This window comes from Streptomyces sp. NEAU-174, assembly GCF_052665095.1.
The window spans coordinates 1,021,047-1,038,567 of sequence record NZ_JBQTCE010000001.1 but is presented as its reverse complement, the minus strand read 5'-3'; the positions used below and the strand labels follow the sequence as shown (position 1 = coordinate 1,038,567).

Here is a 17,521-nt window from a genome sequence, read left to right as displayed (position 1 = left end):
ACAGCTCGGCCGCAATGCCCGGTCCGCTCACACAGCTCCCGCACCCGGCCCGCTACGACCGGGTACGTTCGAATGGTGGCTGGATTCAGGATCGGACGCGGACGGGACTCCCACTCCGCGCAACAAGGGCAGCAGCAGCGGCCGCCGCAGCCGCCGTACGGACAGAACGCCCCGTACGGCGGTCAGCAGCAGCCGCAGTGGCAGCAGCCCTCCTCACAGGGAGAGCCGGAGTATTTCGGCGGCCAGGACCCGCACTACGGCCCCGGGCCCGGGCAGGGCCCCGGCCCCGGAGGCTACGGCCAGGGGCAGAGACCGTACGGACAGGGCGGCGGCGGGTACGCCGACAACAACTCGGGCCATACACAGCAGTTCAGCGTCGGCGACGCGCCCGACGCGTACGACCCGTACGGCCAGGGCCCCGGTTCGTACGACGACGGCTACGGCGGGCAGACGTACCGCGCAGGCTCCTCCACGGCCCCGCCCGCCGGCCCCCGGCTGCACTGGCAGCAGCTGCTGAGCGGCATCGTGCTGCGCCCGTCTGCCACCTTCTGGCAGATGCGGGACTACGCGGTGTGGGGCCCGGCGCTGATCGTGACCTTCGTCTACGGTCTGCTGGCGGTCTTCAGCTTCGATGACGCCCGTAAGGACGTCCTCAACGCCCCCATGTCCAACAGCATCCCGTGGGTGCTCACCGCGGGCGTCGCCATGGTGATCAGTGGACTGATCCTGGGCGCCGTCACCCACACCCTCGCCCGCCAGCTGGGCGGCGACGGCACGTGGGCGCCGACCATCGGTCTGTCGATGCTGATCATGTCGATCACGGATGCGCCGCGGCTGGTGTTCGCGCTCTTCCTGGGCGGGGACAGCTCGCTGGTGAAGGTGCTGGGCTGGGCGACCTGGCTGGCGGCGGGCGCGCTTTTCACCTCGATGGTGAGCAAGTCGCACGACCTGCCGTGGCAGAAGGCGCTGGGCGCGTCGGCGATCCAGCTGATCGCGCTGCTGAGCCTGCTGAAGCTGGGAACGCTGTAAGGCGCTGTAGGGCCCGCACGACAGCCCGCATGACAAAGGGGCCCGCGCTGGCGGGCCCCCATCTCATGCGTGTCAGGACCTCAGGCTCTCAGGCGCCGTGCCCGGTGTCAGGCGTCTCAGGACCTCAGGCATCGTGCCCTGTGTCAGGCGCCGTACCCGATGTCAGGCGTCCCGCACTTGCCCCTCCCGCCGCACCACGGGCGGTTCCACGCTCCAAGGGAAGTTGATCCACTGATCGGTGCGCTGCCAGACGTACTCGCACTTCACGAGCGACTGGGACTTCTCGTAGATCACCGCGCTGCGCACCTCGGCGACCGTGCCGAGGCAGAAGTCCCGGACCAGCTTCAGCGTCTTGCCGGTGTCCGCCACGTCATCGGCGATCAGCACCTTCTTGTCGGAGAAGTCGATCACGTTGGGCACGGGTGCGAGCATTACGGGCATGTCCAAGGTGGTCCCGACGCCCGTGTAGAACTCCACGTTCACCAGGTGGATGTTCTTGCAGTCGAGCGCGTACGCCAGCCCACCGGCCACGAAGACCCCACCGCGGGCGATGGAGAGCACTATGTCCGGCTCATAGCCATCTCCGGCGATCTTCTCCGCCAGCTCGCGGACCGCGACCCCGAACCGCTCGTACGAAAGGTTCTCGCGCCGCTCACCCACGTCGCTCACACCTTCGTCCGGTGGAAGCTCTGGAACGACCGCGAGGGCGTCGGCCCGCGCTGCCCCTGATAGCGGGAGCCGTAACGGGCGGAACCGTAAGGATGCTCCGCGGGCGAGGTCAGCCGGAACATGCACAGCTGCCCGATCTTCATCCCCGGCCAGAGCTTGATCGGCAGCGTCGCGACATTCGACAGCTCGAGCGTGACATGCCCGGAGAACCCCGGGTCGATGAACCCCGCCGTGGAGTGCGTCAGCAGCCCCAGCCGCCCCAGACTCGACTTCCCCTCGAGCCGTGAGGCGATGTCATCCGGCAGCGTCACGACCTCGTACGTCGAGGCGAGCACGAACTCCCCTGGGTGCAGGATGAACGCGTCCTCCCCCTCGGGCTCCACCAACCGCGTCAGATCGGGCTGTTCCACCGCCGGGTCGATGTGTGGATAGCGGTGGTTCTCGAACACCCGGAAGAACCGGTCCAGCCTTACATCGATACTCGACGGCTGCACCATCGCCGGATCGTACGGATCAATCCGCACCCGTCCGGCGTCGATCTCGGCCCGGATGTCCTTGTCTGAGAGAAGCACCCGAAGAGGATACGCACATCACCGGAGCCCCCACGGCACAGGCCCGGTCCCACCGGACCGGGCCCGCACCCTGCGACTTCATCAGCTACCGCTCACCGCTTATCGGCTCCCACCGGCACCGCGTGCCGGAGCCGAGCGCAACGCGGACACCGCAGCAACCGGCCGGGGCCGATGCGATCGATGGTGAGGTGCTGCATCGGGAACGAGGAGGTGCTGAACACATGCCCTTCAGCACAACGGACGACGGTGCGCTCCATTGAGTCCCTTCCCCAAGAACGTGGACGGCGTGGACGACAAAAGCCACATTAGGGGATCAACCACCCACCACTCCACGCGGCACTCCGCACCCCCACCGTACGCCCAACTCCCGCACCCCAACAGCCGCTTCCACCTCACGGACACCCCCAAAAATCCACCCCAAAACCACACCAAGCCCCCCTCAAAACACCCCCGCCCCCACCGACCTCAACCCTCGGCTTGACTCGTCTTGGCCGCGCAAACAGCACGAAGACCCCACGACGAATGCGCCGGGGGTCAGCCATGGGGTAAAGTGTCCGACGATGCGGCGCCAGAGATCGGGCGCCCCTCGCGGGTGTAGTTTAATGGTAGAACATGAGCTTCCCAAGCTCAGAGCGCGGGTTCGATTCCCGTCACCCGCTCCACGACGAAGGCCCAGGTCAACGACCTGGGCCTTGTTTGTTGTCTAGACCTCCCTAAGCATCTCGTGCCAGATCCGTGCCAGATGCCTGATCGTCGCCCTTCTCAGCAGCCTCCTTGGCCGCCTGGCGGTCGGCGGCAACGCGGGCATCGATCCCGGCGGCGACCTCCTTCTGCCGCTCCAGGGTCGAGTGCTGGTAGATGAGCGCGGCCCGCGTGGACGACCGCCCGGCACGCACCATCGTGTCCTTGAGCGTCGCCCCGCATTGGGTCGAGAGGGTGTGTCCGGTGTGACGAAGATCGTAGAAACGGAAGTCGTCGGGGAGCCCCACTTTCGCCCTCGCCCGTCGCCACTTCCGCCCAAAGGAGGACCGCCGGAACGGAGCACCCTTCTCGCCGACGAAGAGCAGCCCGTTCGGCTCCTTCTCCGCGAACCACTTCACATGCCGCTCCAGGTCCTTCCGCATGAACCCGGGCAGCACTATGAACCGCTTCCCCGCCTCGGACTTCGTATCGCCCACCACCCGCCGGCCGGTTGTCAGCTCAGGAGCCGCACGGCGCACCCACACCCCGACCGTTTCGAGGTCCACGTCAGGCCGCCGCATCTCCGCCTGCTCTTCGGGGCGAGCGGGGCCATACGCGGCGATGTAGACCATCAGGCGCCAGCGCGGCCCCATGGCGTCGGCGAGCGCATCCACCTGCTCCACGGTGGCGATGGGACGTTCACCCGCCGACTCCTTCCCTGCTCCGCGTATCCGGCAGGGATTCCGGCGGATCAGCTCGTCCTCAACGGCCGTCTCCAGGATGGCCTTCAGCAGCCGGTACGACTTCGCAACGGTCGTCTCCCCCACGGTCTCCAGCCGCTCAGCGCGCCAGGTGCGTATGCGCGGAGGCGTGATCTCGTCCAGGTCCCAGGCCCGGAAGGTCGGCAAGACGTGCAGCCGCAGAAGCCGCCGGTACAACTCGTCGGTGGTAGGGGAAAGCCCCCGCTCCTTAACCCACCGCAAGGCGTACTCCTCGAAGTTGACGGCCCCCGCGTCCGGGTCCTGCCAGTCACCCCGCCGCAGCTCGGTCTGTTTCTCCGCCAACCAGTCGTCTGCGTCGCCCGTCGTCTCGAAGGTCACCGGAGCCGGACGCATGATCCCGTCCGGGCCGGGATAGCGAGCCTGGAAGCGGCCGGAGGGGAGCTTGCGAACCGCTCCGAAACGACGCCGCTTCCCTTTGCTGTTGGCCATCAGGCAGCCCTCCGGAGGTGACGACGCCGAGGCTGCACCGGCCGCACGGTGTTGGCGTCGATGTACTCCTGAATGACGCTCTCCGGGATGCGGACATGGCGCCCCACCTTCACGTACTTGATGCGCCGCTCAGCGACCAGCCGTCGAGGGAAGCGCTGGGTGGTCCCCAGAAGCTCGGCCACCTGAGCAACGCTGAGGTACCGGTCACGCATGGGTCGGTTCTCCTTCTGTTCCGGGGGCGGGGGTGATGGTGGTGGTGAGCCATTCCTCGGCGGGGGTGAGGCCGGTTCCGGCGTAGACCCAGTGGGCGAGGACGAGCGTGGTGCCGCCCTGCTCCAGCTCGGCGGCGGCTTGGGCACGTCGCCATGCGGCGCGGGCGTCGCGGAGTGCGCCGAGGGTGGTGGAGTAGCGGCGGGACTTGGTGGAGAAGTGGCCCCGGAAGCCGAGCATGTGAGCCCAGGCACGAAGCCGAAGGTGTTCCAGGTCCTTCCGCGCCCCGAGAGCCCAAGCGGTGCGGATGAGACGCCGGGCGTGCTCGCTGATGTCGAGCTGGGCGACTTCGGCGATGAGTCGTATAGGCCGGTCCAGGGCCCCAGTCGCCGTCTCGGCGCCCTTGGTGGCGTACTTGGCGATGTACGCGGCCACGGCCCGATCGGTCAGCTCCTGGCCGCCGTTGAAGTCCGCGCCTCGGATGGGTCGTACGTCGAGCTCGCCGCCGAAGGTGAACGTGTGGGCCCGCCCGTCGATGACCGGCCCGGCAACCTGCGCCTTGGGCGTAGCCGCCTCGATAGCGTCGGTCAGCAGCTCGACCGTGGCCCAGGCCGGAGGCGGAGTGTTGCCACCGCCAGGACCGTCGATGCGGATCACGGCATGGAAGTGAACGGCGCCGCGCTTTTGGTACTCGGCGACCTTGGCGAAGGAAAGCCGAGCGTGGTTACGGAGGGCTCGCTGACTGAGTCCGGCCCGCTTGGCGACCTCCCGCCGCAGGTAGATCGAGAAGCGCCGCCAGAGCATGCCCGCGTGGGCGTTCCAGAGCACCGCGGATTCGTAGTCGTACCTGTCAGGGTTGAGTGGCGTACCAAGGGCGTCGTCATCCTGGTCGTGGCGGACGCCGCACCGGCACCGGCGGATCGTGCCAGCCGGACCGGTGGGCCGGTTGTGGACGGGGCCGAAGCTGGGCGCGGTGAAGGTGGCGAAGACGCGAGGGTGAGTGGCGACGTCTTCCGGGGTGCCTTTGCCGCCGCGTAGTCCGGCGGTGATGAGGTGGAAGGTGTCGCGGCGGTAGGTCTCGGCGCAGGCCGCACAGCGAGTGACGCGGCGGTTGTTGCAGCGGACCAGGAGCTGCCCGGCGGGCAGCTCGGCGGAGTCCAGGTGTCGGAGGACGCGGCCGATCTCGCCAGTGTCCTGGTTGAGGTGGTGTTCGGTGCGGTGGCCGTCGAGGCGGATGGGGTGGGTGCAGCCGCCGAGGCCAGAGAGTTGGCGGAGCAGTGCGGACATTGTGCCGAGTGCTGCCAAGCTGCGGAGTTGGGGCAGCGGTGGCGGGGTGGTGCGGGTGATGATGGGGTCTCCTCTTTCGGCTCTTGAGTCGGGAGGGGTGGGGCTGCCGGGGCGGCGGATGCTTGGCGGTATCGAGGCCGCCCCGGCAGTCGCGTTCGAGCGGGATCAGCGGCGGCGCTGGCTGGCCAACAGCGAGCGCATGACCACGGCGGCCACGGCGACGGAGACGGCCGTGACAGCGACAGCAGCCAGGAGCGCGGTCAGGACGATGCCGACCGTGACCACGGCACCGACCGTTCCGGCGTTGAGCCCGCTCAAGACCCCGGCCGGGCGAGCTGGAGCGGGCGCGGGGGCGTGCTGGCAGGAGCAGGCCGGGGCGTGACCGTGCTGGGCCGCCGGGACGGCGGTGGGCACGTGGACGATCGACGGCGCGGGGGCTTCGGGGTACTTCGGTCGGAACACTGCGATCTCCTCTCAGCTACTCGTCTAGTCGTGTTTGCCGTTGACGGAGTCGACGCCGGAGCGCGTACCGGACTCCACGGACGGCGCGAGGCCGGTGTGGGCGAGCCAGAAGCCGAACAGCGCGATCACGACGGCGACCCACAGGCGGACGCCCATGAACTTGATCGCGATCCAGGCGACGGCGCCGAGGACGAGCACCAGGGGCAGACTGACGGTCACAGGCGATCTCCTTTCAGCGGACGGGGCAGCGGTGCGTACGGGCGGCCAACTCGGCGGCAGCGCGGGTGTCGTAGTCGGCGGAGAAGTCACAACGGGGAGCGGTGCACACGGCGGTGTGCTTCACCCGGCCCCGCTGATCGTTGGCGGTGCCGACCCGGACCGGGCCGATACGGGCGACGTTGCGGAAGCGGCGGAGCATCGTGGACTCCTTCAGAGGCGGGAGGCGATGGCGTCGGCCAACGGCGCCGGGACGCCGAGGCGAGCGCGCAGGGTGTCGGTGTCGATGGGCGAGCCGGTACGGGCGCGGTGATCGTCGGCGAGCTTGCGCGCGTGGTTCACAAGCGCGGCCGGAACGTGTGGCGCAGGCTGCTTCGTCTCAGGCTCAGAGTCAGCGGGTGGCCCCGCGGTTTCCGGCTCGGCCGGGGCCGATGCAGTTTCGGGCGCTGGTGCGGTGTGGGCGAGGAGCGTTCCGCCGAGGAAGGCGACGGCGGGCCATCCCGCGACGAGGATCCGCAGCCAGTCCGGTACGTCGGCCAGGTCGAGCAGCCCGGCGGTGGCGACGTTCGCCCCGAGCGACGCGACCAGGGCAACGGCGAACCACCACCAGCCCGCCGCCTTGGACGCCCCCGACCGCAGCCGACGCCAGGCCGCCACAAGCAGCAGGTCAACGGAGACCGGATAGGCCCACGCCTTCCACCCGTCCTGTCCGGCCGCCGAGGCCAGGTCATGCAAGTGGGCGAAAGATAGCGCGGCAGCGATGACCGCTTGCACGAGCACCGCGTCAACCCGCGCCAGGTAAGCGCGCATGGGTGGGAACTCCTTCCGGTCCAGTCAGCCGTCTGCGGTGAGTTCGTCGGCACGGGCGCGAGCAGCGGCGGCGACCTCAGCGGCCTCAACGTCATCGGGCTGGGCAGCGGCGATGCGCTCCAACAGGTCCGCTTTGCGGTTCATCAACTCGGCCTTGCTCCCGGCCCCGCGTGTGCGGAAGTCGGCCAGGTCGGCCAGGAGCGCGGAGACCTCGGAAATGGTGGGACGGGACATAGGGACTCCCTTTCGCTTTCAGGCATGGCGGGGGTAGGGACAGGGCGCGATGCGGTCGCGCCAGCCGTCAGACGGGGTGGATTACTCGGCGGCCGGAAGCGGCTTGAGCAGGGACGCCGGAGCGCTCACCGGTACGGCCGGCACGTCCGGCCGGAACGGCTCGAGTGCGGGCATGTCCGGCACGAGGTGAGCGGTCTCGCGGCACACTTCGGCTGCCTCAGCCAGCGACAGGTACGGCGTACGGATACGGGACCAGCCGCCGGACGTATCACCGGCGACCGCAAGACCGGGCCGTTCGGGGGCGATGGCGCAGGCCGCGCCGACCGCTTCGGGGGCGATGTCGCCGAGGGCCATTTTGGCGGAGGCTTCGTCGTTCACGCGGTGGCAGACCCGGCCGGTCAGCTGAGCCCGCAGCATCGTCGCCCCCTTGCCCAGCTCGGCGCCGAAGCGCTGCCCGCACACCTCCAGGTAGATGCCCGCTGCGCGGCCGAGTTGGGCGAGCCGGATGAGCTGGGTGACCATCTCGTCCCGCCGTTCCTCGTCCTTCCGCGTGGCGACCAGGAACAGCTCGGCCACCTCATCCACGAGCAGCACCACGGGCACCGGCCGCTCATCCTCCGGCAGACCCCAGATGTCAGAGGTGATCTCCTCGTCCGGGGTGCTGGGAGCGATGCCCTGCCGGGCCTTGATCAGGTCGTACCGGTCCTCCATCAGCCCAACCAGCACAGGCAGCAACTCCGCCGCCTGCACAGGATCAGTCGCCAGGGCCGAGAGCCGTGGAGCGAACGGCGCCAGCTCGACACCTCGCTTGCAGTCGATCCCCACCAGCGCGACCCGTTGCCGGGCGAGCCCGGCTATCAGATGCCGTAGGAACATCGACTTCCCCGACAGCGTGGCGCCAAGGGTGAGCTGGTGCGGGATGGCCCGGTAGTCCCGGACGAACGGCGTCGCGTCCTCCCTCAGCGCCACCGGCACCTTCAGGAAGCCGCCACCGGTCTTACGAGGCATCCGCACCTTCCGGAGCACATCGAAGCCGATCAGCCGCAGCTCAACCACGCCAGGCTTGATCTCCTCCACATACGCGCCGTGAACACCCCAGGCATGCCGCAGCCGTTCGGCCGAGGCAGCCACGTCGGCAGGTTCCTGCCCCGGCGCCAGCCGCAGCCGGACCCGCAGCCCGGTCGACGTCGGACGGATCAGCCCCCGACGCGGAGGCACCGGCCGGACTTCCCGATGCGTGAACGCCTGCACCGCCCAGGCCCGCAGCCGCGACGGCGGAACGGTCAGCCCGCACGCGTCCATCACGGACCCGTACGACCCCAGCAGCCGGGCCGTCGAGATGGGCATCCCGACCGTGGACCAGTAGGCGGCCGGGTGCCGGACCCGGAGGTAGGCAGCCCCGCCAACCGTCGCGGCGACCGGACCACCCACCTCCATCAGCGTCATCACATCAGCCATCAGGCTCAGGCCCCCGCACCGACCGATATCGCGGCCGGGGCGATGGCCTCGGCCCGGAAAGCGATGCCGTGCCGCTGCTGCCCGTTGAACACGGTGTCCCAGGGCCGGGCGATCAGCCCGATCAGCGTGACCGGCGAACCGAGGGCCAGCCCCTCCGTGACCCCGCTCTCCGGCACAGTCACCTGAAGCAGCGAGGACTCCCCGCCGTCGATGTAGACGACGCCGAGCCGCATCAGCGCTTCACCGCTCTGGGCGTCCTTGGCGATCTCGCCGGTCTGCCGGTCCTTCACCTTCGGCTCCGGCGCCTCAGTCAGCAGAACCGTGGCACCGGAGGTCTCAACTCGAATGGAACGCAACTACTTCTCCTTCTCTCACGAACAACGCACCTAGTTGTGTAGATGAGTTGCGGTCTTCGAACCCGAACGAGCGGGAACGGGGACCACCATGCCACACAGCTTGCCCACTCGTCTATACGAGTATGTATCTTCGTGTGTACGAGTCAGAAGAAGCAGCCCGGGGCCACCACGCCCCGGCCATGCGTCAGTTGGCAGGAAGCTGGTAGGCGAGGACGTACGCGTCAGCGGCCATCACGGTGTCGCACACCTCCACCGCCCGCCCCTCAGCGTCGTAGGCAGTCCGGACGAGATGGATCACCGGCACCCCGGAGGCGAGCTGGAGCGTACGCACCTCGGCAGGCGAGGGCATCCGGGCCCGGATCTCCTCATCGAAGTGATCCAGGCGGTGCCCCATCTCCTCCAGCCGGGCGTAGATGCCACCGGGGCCGGGGTTGGGCTGCGCGATCGGGGTGTTCCGCGCCAGGTCCAGCGGCAGATACGAGGTGGCGAACTCCACCGGCCGCCCATCCAGCAGATACCGCCGCCGCCGAGCCAGCACCTTACGAGGCGAACCCAACCGGGCCGAGATGTCCGGCGACGGGCGCTCCTCCTTCACCTCGAGGTTGTCCACCTGCGGACGACTGCCCGCCGCCTCGGCCTCCACGGTGAAGGCAGCCTTCCCCTGATCACGATGCCGCCGCGCGAACCGGTCCGAAGCCAGCCGCCGCACAGGCGGCCGGGGCCGAACGAAGACCCCCTTGCCATGCTCGGACACGGCCAGCCCCTCTTGCTGGAGCAGCGACAGAGCGTTGCGCACAGTCATCCGCGAGACACCGAAGTGCTCGACCAGCTCAGTCTCGGATGGCAGCTTGTCCCCCTCCCGGAAACGCCCCTTGTCGATCGCTTCCCGCAGCGCGTCAGCGATCTGCCGGAACACCGCCCGGTCGCTCGTCGGGTCCAATACACCCAGAACGGAAGTCAGAGAAGGCATGTACACATACTCCTTTAGGTATCTAGACGAGCGGCTGACTGGGATTGCTACGGTGGAGAGCCTAGCCAGCCGAGAGGGCCGAGGAACGTGAGCACTGAGCGCCCGCACTCCGTGAGCGTCGCCGGAGTCATCGTCGACGACGCGGGCCGTGCGCTGCTGATCAAGCGACGCGACAACGGTAAGTGGGAACCGCCCGGCGGCGTGCTCGAACGTGAGGAAACCATCCCCGACGCCTTGCAACGGGAAGTCCTCGAAGAGACCGGCATCAAGATCGCGCTTCCCGCTACCCTCACCGGCGTCTACAAGAACATGACCGGCCTGATCGTCTCCCTGGTCTTCCGCTGCGAAGCGCTCGACGGCACCCCGACCACCGGAGCGGAAACCCGCGCACTGCGCTGGGCCACCCGCGACGAGATCACCGAGCTTGCCGACGAGGCGTACGCGATCCGTGTATTGGACGCGCTCGACAACACATCCCCGCCGGCCATCCGCGCCCACGACGGCGTACGACTCATCTAGCACGAACCCGCGACCCATAGCCCCTACCAGCACGAAGGAACTTGTATGGACGAGTATATGAGTGCTCCGCGAGTTTGGGGCCTGATGTGCCCAGGATCCCGAGAAGAAGTCACCCGCGCACGACGCTGGACCCGCGACATCCTCAACGGCCACCCCTGCGCGCACGACGCCGAACTCATCGTCAGCGAGCTGGGCAGCAACGCCCTCACCCACACCGCCAGCGGCACCGCCTACGGCACCTTCCAGCTCACGCTGTCCCTCTCCGCGCGCACCGTCGCGATCTCCGTCACCGACGAGGGAGGCCACCCCGAAGAACCCCACCGCGCAGAGGCCGACCCGGACGACACCCACGGCCGCGGATTAACCATCGTCATGGCACTCGCCCGCCGCCTGGACATCACCGGCAGCCAGCACGGCCGCACCGTCACCGCCCAACTCGTAGCCCCCGAGGCAGGAGCCACCACATGCTGAGGCCCCTACTGCGACCCGGCTACTGGTGCGAATGCTGGACGCGCTCACCAGCCACAGGCCCCCGCTCGGTCCTGCTCGCCTCCATCGAAACCGACAGCCCCAGCGAGGCCACCCGATGGATCCGCGTCACCGTCCGAACCAACGCCTCAGCACTCGACCGGGAAACGGCCCACAAGGCATGGGATTGGGTCACCTACGGCCACAAGGAAGCCGAAGACGCCCTCACCAACGGGGAAGAGGCCACGTTCGCCCTCACGCAGCAAGACACGCACATCGAATGGATCCTCCGGCCGGTCATCTTCCTACCGCTCGCCCACCGCGAGGCCCAACGCCTTCCGGCATGCGCCGAACAGTTCACCTGCCCCACCACACACAAGATCGCCCGACACCAGGCCAACGGCCACTGAGTTACAACCTTCTCTACGGGTTCAAGGCGGCTCGCTCCGCTCCCCGCGCGCGGCCCGGCCCCCGGCCGGGCCTGCGCTCCTGTCTCCGCCCCGCTCCAGCCCGGCCGCCGTCTGTGCCGCGCGCTGGGCATGCAACCGGTGAAGCCGAGGAGATGCCTCCGGCGGGGGCGCTCAGGCTCCGGGATGGCCGTGGGCGGTCGTGCGGGTGCAGGCTGCATCATGGCGAGCGTGGGAGTTGCCATCCCGTCTGCCGTCGACCCAGGCAAAGCCAAGCAGCCCTGTCCTCCGGCGTCCAGGTCGTTCGTACAGTGGCGCGCTCCACCTGGACGCCGGAGGACAGGCCCGCTTCACTCCGTGTGGGTCGACGGCAGACGGGATGGCAGCTCAGGCTTCTGGTTTCGGCCGCCAATTCATTCGGCAAATCAGAGCACGGAAGCTGCTTCACTCAACTGCGCGACCTAAGGTTCCACAAGGGATTGATTCACATTTGCCACATCCCCGATGGCCTCGCTGAAGCGTTGCTGACCATCTTCCAAAGCTAGCCAGTCGCTTAGTCGTTGCCAAGCAGCACCGTACCTCGTCGCAAGCCGCCTGGTCCTGTCTGCGTCGAGTCGCACCGAACCGGACGCAGCGGCGTCCCTTAGAATCCTACCGCCCTGTTGGCTATTGAAATACGGCGTATCAGGGGGTTTATTCGAGAAAGATCCGTCGAGACTTACATAACTGTCCACATCTCTATCAGCTTCCATGTAATCCTTAAGATCTTTGAGTCGCCTATCTACTTGAGCAGAGCTGAGGTTTTCAACGTGATCATCGTGGCTTATACCAAACAACTGGGGAGGGAAGTTCGATAGACCGATGGAAGAAGGGTAAAAATTATCCTCAAGACATCGTATCAACTTTACCCGATCTCGCCATCTCCTCTCGTGCTCCACATCGGCGATCTCGTGTATCTCCTCCCAGATCTGACTCTCGACGCTAAGCCATGCAGTAGCCACGTCTATATCTACGCTATCCGCATCGCCTCGACGGCGCCACATTCGCCGCATTACCCTCGCCGTCTCTTCTAGAAGTCGGTAATCGTACTTCCTCAATTGCTCGACAGAGAGGACGAGTCCGTACTCCCCATTAGGAGAATCAACCCCTGGATAGCAGCTGCGAATAAACTCGACAAAGCGCCCACTTCTTCCTTCCCGAAGCGCTTTCAGGTCTGGGTCTTCTTCAACCACCCACTCCGGCTCAAGTATCGCAAAACAACGTCTTGAAGTTAGCACGGCCTTCTCAAGGTATTCAATAGCACGCCCCGCTAGGGCATCTCTAGCATCTGCCCCGCAAGGAGAATTCAAGGCTATCGCATAGGCGCAAGCAATATTGTATTTCATGTGCCAGTCTAGGTCCGAAAAAAGGGATCTGACACCCATTTTGGGTAGAGTTCCGTCAATCGAACTTGCTTCAAGGTTTCCCCACGAGACCTTGGGGCCTTTGCGCCACGTATACGGCTGCCGCCATTTCGTCGAGTCTTGCGAGCCGAACTCGGCTGTAGCCCATTCCAAGCGCAAAGGAGCGCACACTGCACGGCTGACTCGAAATGCTCCTCGGGATACGGGCTGTGAAGCCCCGCGCACACTTTGAACGTAGGCAAATGGCCAGATGAATCGTAGCCAACTAGAGAAGGATGATGGCCAGTAAAGGCAAAATCTGGCCCAGAAATCATCAGCAGAAAGCCGACTGATCTCTTGGCTCGAAGCTCTTTGAAACACAAGACAAATAGTGCTTTCCTCCGGTCGGCGCTTCCCTTGGATTACGGCTTGTTCGCCAGAGTCTGCCTGCTTGGCCAGAATCTCTTCGAGTCTACTCTTGGCCCGCCTCTCATCATTAGGGACGTCTAGCATATCCTTCACAACGGGCCAATATCGGTTCACCAGCACTGGTATGAGACGCTCATGCGTTCCGGTATTTTCGGTGCCCACACGCCGGTACCACTGTTCTGCTGTCTCCTCAGTCATTCCTAGCGTGACAGAGTTCCTATAACGCAATCCGAGCACGTCTCGGTACCATCGGGGATGCCAAAGATAACGGAGACGACGCGGATGCGGATTCCAACGGCTTTGCCACAAGCGCTCGTGGTACGCATCTGCAGTCTGCCCGTCAAGGTTTAGCCCTCTTTGGTATGTATCCAACGCATCAATATACAGCTTCAGCTTTTCCTGCGTTGCTCCTAGCTCTGCTCTCAGATACGGATTCGCAGGATCTATACGCACGGCCTTGAGATACCTATCCAACGCCTCGTGATGTCGTCCGGCACGATTCAGCTCGATCGCCTCATAGCACGCTTCATACAACTCAGGTTCTATCTCCCGCCCCCACCAGCTGCGCCAAGGTTGAAGTCTTCCCGGGCGAGTAACAGGCAACAGAGTGCTAACTACCCACACGCCGGCTTTGCGCATAACCTCATCCCAATTGGCTGCCCACACTGCCATGGAACGTGAACCGCCAAACAGAAACGCCGTAACGGTCACTGTCATACCGCACTGCTCGGGTCCGACTTCGCGGTATTGGAGAACCCCGCTTACCCGATAAGCGAGTTTTGGGCGCATTCGACCAAACACTTTTAGTATGGATGGCCCGAGCTTCTTTGGATCTATCTCGATGTCACCAAGCAGTTCCAGAAAACTCTCCGCCGGGGCTTGAGCAGGCAGCGTAGTAGGGGGGTACATACTGCTCTCAGAGAGTCTTCGGCGCAATTTAGCCGTGAGATCAGCGTTAGACGGCTTTACGGTGCCCTCAGGTGTGGCATCCTCTAGTTGCTGAACGTCAACGGGTCCTGGCTTGTATGCGTGCCAGGACCTGACCGCTCTCCACAACAGATATAGCAGCGCCATGAAAGCCAGCAAGAAAGCGACCCGTACTACTGCTGACGACTTAGCCGAATAGACCAAACAGAACGCCGTGATCAATAGAAAGAACAACAAGGCACTCCACACCCACCATGCCACAAATCGCGGCGCGGGTAGGGGAGCAGTCAAGGTACGTATATTTTCGCTACGGCTATTGAACATGACACACCAACAGATCATGTCAATGAGGCCCAATCCAGACGCTTACCGAAAAGGCAACAGAAGCAATTCGAATGTTGCGGGCAGGGAAGCTCCTACTGAGTGTCACGGACCGTCGCTTCGTCAAGGTACGTCTTGGGCCTCGCTTCGTCGGGAGAACCACTCATTCCGCCCCACTTGCCCGTTCCTAATTCCAGTTCATCTCGCCATCTCCGAGATCGCAAGTGAGGCTGATGGCCCCGGCCTCGTGTGGCAACTCTGGCAAGCCCGTGCCAGTTGCGTGCCAGAACGCACGGGAAGCAGCGGTCACCAGCGGTCACGATTGCCTTGCCTACGAGCCAGATCCCAGCGTCGTCAGCGCAGGTCAGCCCCTGTTTGTCACCTATCAGGCCCAGTGATTCCCAAGCTCAGAGCGCGGGTTCGATTCCCGTCACCCGCTCCACAGCAAAGGCCCAGGTCACAGACCCGGGCCTTGTTTGTTGTCTAGACCTCTCAGAGGTCGCCGTGCCCTCCGCGTGCCCCAACTCGCCGCGAAGACGCTCACACGGGCACCCTTAGCAGTCACTCCAGAACCCGAGATCCCTCACGATCTCAAATAGCGAGACTAGAATCTTGTGACGTGCGTCACGATGTCAGAATTGCCGGTGAATTCGCGCACGCAAAACACGTTGCCCCGCCCCGACATGGGCCCTTCCCTGTCAAGTTCTGCGTGTTGAACTCGGAGGAAGGACGTGGGGCAGGGCAACGGTCAGGACAGACTCACCTCAGCGCTTGGGGAGCAGGGAGTTGAGTCGCGTGAACAGCTGGTCGGCTCGCGTGATCGTTGCCGCGTCGATGCGGGGGGCCAAGGTGGCCTGCTCGCGGAGGAGAACAGCCGCCGGCTTGTAGTGGTTGAACCGTGTGGTGATCTTCCGCTTCTTGAACACCGCTTCGATCTGCCGAACGACGCGAGGATCCCTGGCGTTGAGTTCCGAGGCGCTGATCGGCTTGGTGAGCTCGGAGGCGTAGGCGCGGTTGACGAGCTCCAGGTAGAAGTCCCGGCCGAACAGGTCCTCGACGTCAGCGTCGGCTGTGCTGGTGAACTCGCTGATCTCGACGAGACCGTTCTTGGCGAGCTGGTCGTTGTCTCGGAGGCGCTGAACGGCGCCGACGTCCTTCGTGCTGGAGTCGACGAGGACCGCAACATCCAGCTTGTTCGCGCCCAGAAGGGTCACAAAGGTGGACAGCTTCCCGGAGCCGCCGATGGGGGTTTTGACCCAGCGCGGGTCGAGGCCAGTGGACCCGTTCGCCTCGGCGACATCTGTGAGGACGTCGAGGTAGATCAAGTCGCTCGGGCCTTCGAGGAGCAGGGTGTGCTCGCCCACGAACAGCGTCTGCGTCATCTCGACGCCCATCGCCGCCAGAAGCGGGAAGGCGGTGTCCTCGTCGGCCTTGAAGATCTCCGAGGAGACCTTCGCGCCGCCGCGCTCCATGTCGATGACCGTCCGGACCCTCTGAAGGTTCTCGGGGTCGACCATGAAGGGCGAGTGGGTGGTGTAGAGGACCTGGTGCTTGGGGGCCAGGCGCTCGTCGATCAGACGGAGCAGGTCCTCCTGTGCCCGGCCATGGAGAGACAGACCCGGCTCGTCCAGGAGGAGGATCAGGTCTGTGGTCCCCGCCGCCTCCAGTTCGTTGAAGTAGGCGAGGAAGGAGAAGAACCAGACAAACCCGCGCGACCGGTCGTCGAAGGGCACCGAGGCACGGTGGCGGCGGTTGAAGACGCGAACCTGGAGAATCGGCCCTGTGTCGAAGGGCGGCAAGGCCCCCGCTTCGGGCGGCAGGACCTTCAGCTGAACTTCCAGCTCGGTGTTCTGCGACCAGTACTCGAAGACCTCGTCCGAGATGACGTTGCCGGAGTTCTCCAGTTCGCGGAGAAGCCGCTCGTGCTGGTCGGAGTCCTTGAACTCCTCCGGCGAGACCCCCGCCATGTCCAGGAGGCTCAGCAGCGCCCGCTCACCACGCTTGAGCTCTCCCGAATCACGCCGCCGGATCAGATCGGGCAGCGAAACCTTGCCCGGCATCGAGTCGTACTCGGCGAAGTAGACGAACTTCGGCATGAGCCGGTTGGCGTACTGATCGATCAAGTACAAACCGAGATCGCAGTCGCGCCAGCCACGGATGCGATCCGCGAGTGCGATCGCGTCGGACGGGGGCTCTTGCAGCTCGTCGAGGCTGTCGAGGAGGGCTGCGATTGTCTTCGCACCGGCGATCGCTTTGGCGGCTGCGGCCGGGAGGTCCAAGGTGGACCGCAGGTGGTCGACGACCGCGGCCTCATTGTAGAGCAGCGTGAAGTTCCGGGCATTTCTCCGGTAGCCGATGATGACCTCGAACTCGGAGCTCCGCATGGCCTTCGGGCCGAACTCTTCCTCGATCGCCTTCATCTCGGTGTCGTCGAAGCGGAATGTCGCCCGGACCACCGGAATCTTCTTGCCCGCCGGGAGCTGCTTGCGCTCCCGGGTCTTGCGGGCGGGGAAGTCCACCACCTCGTCGAAGGTGGCGGGCTCCACGGGGTTCAGCCGGAAAAGTCCTTGCAGGAGGGTCGTCTTGCCCGACTCGTTCTTCCCGACGAGACAGGTGACGTCCTTCTCGACGTCGAATATGTCGGAGTCCTCGACGGACCTGTAGTCGGTGATGCGGGCTTTGATCAGTTGCACTTTCGCCGGGGGTCCTTCCTCGATTTCTGAGAGGAGTCCCGGCGTGCCGTGTCGAGAGGCAATGATCACAACAGCCTGACACTGGGTGCCTTCAGTGTTGCGTTCGAGGTAGGTTCCAGATGCCAATCAAGAAGAGACCCCGGCGCCCGTCGACCTCGACGGCGCCGGGGTCTTCTTTGAGCCATCTATGAGGGTATCGCCCGCCACTGA

Annotated in this window: 19 protein-coding genes and 1 tRNA gene; 5 read left to right on the top strand and 15 right to left on the bottom strand. The window is 65.4% G+C overall.

What is annotated here, in order from left to right; genetic code table 11:
• Positions 1-72: 72 nt before the first annotated feature.
• Complete coding sequence (locus ACT2CW_RS04535) at positions 73-1,029, top strand: Yip1 family protein (RefSeq protein WP_445515564.1); 957 nt, start codon at positions 73-75, stop codon at positions 1,027-1,029.
• A 162-nt stretch (positions 1,030-1,191) separates the two neighbouring features.
• On the opposite strand, the gene ACT2CW_RS04530 is transcribed toward ACT2CW_RS04535, so the two are convergent.
• Positions 1,192-1,689, bottom strand: a complete 498-nt coding sequence (locus tag ACT2CW_RS04530) for a phosphoribosyltransferase (protein ID WP_311766954.1) — start codon at positions 1,687-1,689, stop codon at positions 1,192-1,194.
• 5 nt (positions 1,690-1,694) lie between these two features.
• On the bottom strand, positions 1,695-2,270 hold the full coding sequence (dcd, locus tag ACT2CW_RS04525; RefSeq protein WP_037954192.1) for a dCTP deaminase: 576 nt from the start codon (positions 2,268-2,270) through the stop codon (positions 1,695-1,697).
• A gap of 588 nt (positions 2,271-2,858) precedes the next feature.
• Here dcd and ACT2CW_RS04520 point away from each other — a divergent pair.
• A tRNA-Gly gene (locus ACT2CW_RS04520) sits at positions 2,859-2,932 on the top strand.
• A gap of 51 nt (positions 2,933-2,983) precedes the next feature.
• On the opposite strand, the gene ACT2CW_RS04515 is transcribed toward ACT2CW_RS04520, so the two are convergent.
• From ACT2CW_RS04515 to ACT2CW_RS04465, 11 genes are all read right to left on the bottom strand, one after another.
• Complete coding sequence (locus ACT2CW_RS04515; protein WP_445515563.1) at positions 2,984-4,162, bottom strand: tyrosine-type recombinase/integrase; 1,179 nt, start codon at positions 4,160-4,162, stop codon at positions 2,984-2,986.
• Positions 4,162-4,374, bottom strand: coding sequence for an excisionase family DNA-binding protein (locus ACT2CW_RS04510; protein WP_046088658.1), 213 nt, complete (start codon positions 4,372-4,374; stop codon positions 4,162-4,164). The genes ACT2CW_RS04515 and ACT2CW_RS04510 overlap by 1 nt, the downstream gene beginning before the upstream one ends.
• Positions 4,367-5,659 carry a replication initiator gene (locus tag ACT2CW_RS04505; RefSeq protein WP_445515562.1) on the bottom strand — a complete coding sequence of 431 codons (1,293 nt, stop codon included), beginning with the start codon at positions 5,657-5,659 and terminating at the stop codon, positions 4,367-4,369. The genes ACT2CW_RS04510 and ACT2CW_RS04505 overlap by 8 nt, the downstream gene beginning before the upstream one ends.
• A 165-nt stretch (positions 5,660-5,824) precedes the next feature.
• Positions 5,825-6,121, bottom strand: coding sequence for a hypothetical protein (locus tag ACT2CW_RS04500; RefSeq protein WP_037954187.1), 297 nt, complete (start codon positions 6,119-6,121; stop codon positions 5,825-5,827).
• A gap of 24 nt (positions 6,122-6,145) precedes the next feature.
• The gene (locus tag ACT2CW_RS04495; RefSeq protein WP_030836268.1) at positions 6,146-6,340 is read right to left on the bottom strand and encodes a hypothetical protein; all 195 of its coding nucleotides are present in this window, start codon (positions 6,338-6,340) and stop codon (positions 6,146-6,148) included.
• Positions 6,341-6,353: 13 nt separating this feature from the next.
• Positions 6,354-6,539, bottom strand: a complete 186-nt coding sequence (locus tag ACT2CW_RS04490; protein ID WP_037954184.1) for a mobile element transfer protein — start codon at positions 6,537-6,539, stop codon at positions 6,354-6,356.
• A gap of 11 nt (positions 6,540-6,550) precedes the next feature.
• The gene (locus ACT2CW_RS04485) at positions 6,551-7,147 is read right to left on the bottom strand and encodes a DUF2637 domain-containing protein (RefSeq protein ID WP_445515561.1); all 597 of its coding nucleotides are present in this window, start codon (positions 7,145-7,147) and stop codon (positions 6,551-6,553) included.
• 24 nt (positions 7,148-7,171) lie between these two features.
• Complete coding sequence (locus ACT2CW_RS04480) at positions 7,172-7,381, bottom strand: hypothetical protein (protein ID WP_037954179.1); 210 nt, start codon at positions 7,379-7,381, stop codon at positions 7,172-7,174.
• An 81-nt stretch (positions 7,382-7,462) separates the two neighbouring features.
• Entirely contained in the window at positions 7,463-8,839 is a 1,377-nt protein-coding gene (locus tag ACT2CW_RS04475) for an FtsK/SpoIIIE domain-containing protein (RefSeq protein ID WP_445515560.1), read from the bottom strand.
• Between the two features lie 5 nt (positions 8,840-8,844).
• Positions 8,845-9,195 carry an SCO3933 family regulatory protein gene (locus tag ACT2CW_RS04470; RefSeq protein ID WP_445515559.1) on the bottom strand — a complete coding sequence of 117 codons (351 nt, stop codon included), beginning with the start codon at positions 9,193-9,195 and terminating at the stop codon, positions 8,845-8,847.
• 184 nt (positions 9,196-9,379) lie between these two features.
• Positions 9,380-10,165, bottom strand: a complete 786-nt coding sequence (locus ACT2CW_RS04465; RefSeq protein WP_445515558.1) for a GntR family transcriptional regulator — start codon at positions 10,163-10,165, stop codon at positions 9,380-9,382.
• A 111-nt stretch (positions 10,166-10,276) separates the two neighbouring features.
• Here ACT2CW_RS04465 and ACT2CW_RS04460 point away from each other — a divergent pair, with 111 nt between their 5' ends.
• The 3 genes from ACT2CW_RS04460 to ACT2CW_RS04450 are packed head-to-tail and all read left to right on the top strand — an operon-like array spanning position 10,277 to position 11,562.
• A complete protein-coding gene (locus ACT2CW_RS04460) occupies positions 10,277-10,684 on the top strand; it encodes an NUDIX hydrolase (protein WP_445515557.1) in 408 nt (135 codons plus the stop codon).
• Between the two features lie 45 nt (positions 10,685-10,729).
• Positions 10,730-11,155, top strand: coding sequence for an ATP-binding protein (locus ACT2CW_RS04455; RefSeq protein ID WP_445515556.1), 426 nt, complete (start codon positions 10,730-10,732; stop codon positions 11,153-11,155).
• The gene (locus ACT2CW_RS04450; protein ID WP_445515555.1) at positions 11,149-11,562 is read left to right on the top strand and encodes a hypothetical protein; all 414 of its coding nucleotides are present in this window, start codon (positions 11,149-11,151) and stop codon (positions 11,560-11,562) included. The genes ACT2CW_RS04455 and ACT2CW_RS04450 overlap by 7 nt, the downstream gene beginning before the upstream one ends.
• Before the next feature lie 458 nt (positions 11,563-12,020).
• On the opposite strand, the gene ACT2CW_RS04445 is transcribed toward ACT2CW_RS04450, so the two are convergent.
• Together ACT2CW_RS04445 and ACT2CW_RS04440 are read right to left on the bottom strand one after the other, a co-directional pair.
• A complete protein-coding gene (locus ACT2CW_RS04445; RefSeq protein ID WP_445515554.1) occupies positions 12,021-12,983 on the bottom strand; it encodes a hypothetical protein in 963 nt (320 codons plus the stop codon).
• 2,399 nt (positions 12,984-15,382) lie between these two features.
• The gene (locus ACT2CW_RS04440) at positions 15,383-17,437 is read right to left on the bottom strand and encodes an AAA family ATPase (protein WP_445515553.1); all 2,055 of its coding nucleotides are present in this window, start codon (positions 17,435-17,437) and stop codon (positions 15,383-15,385) included.
• Between the last annotated feature and the right edge of the window lie 84 nt (positions 17,438-17,521).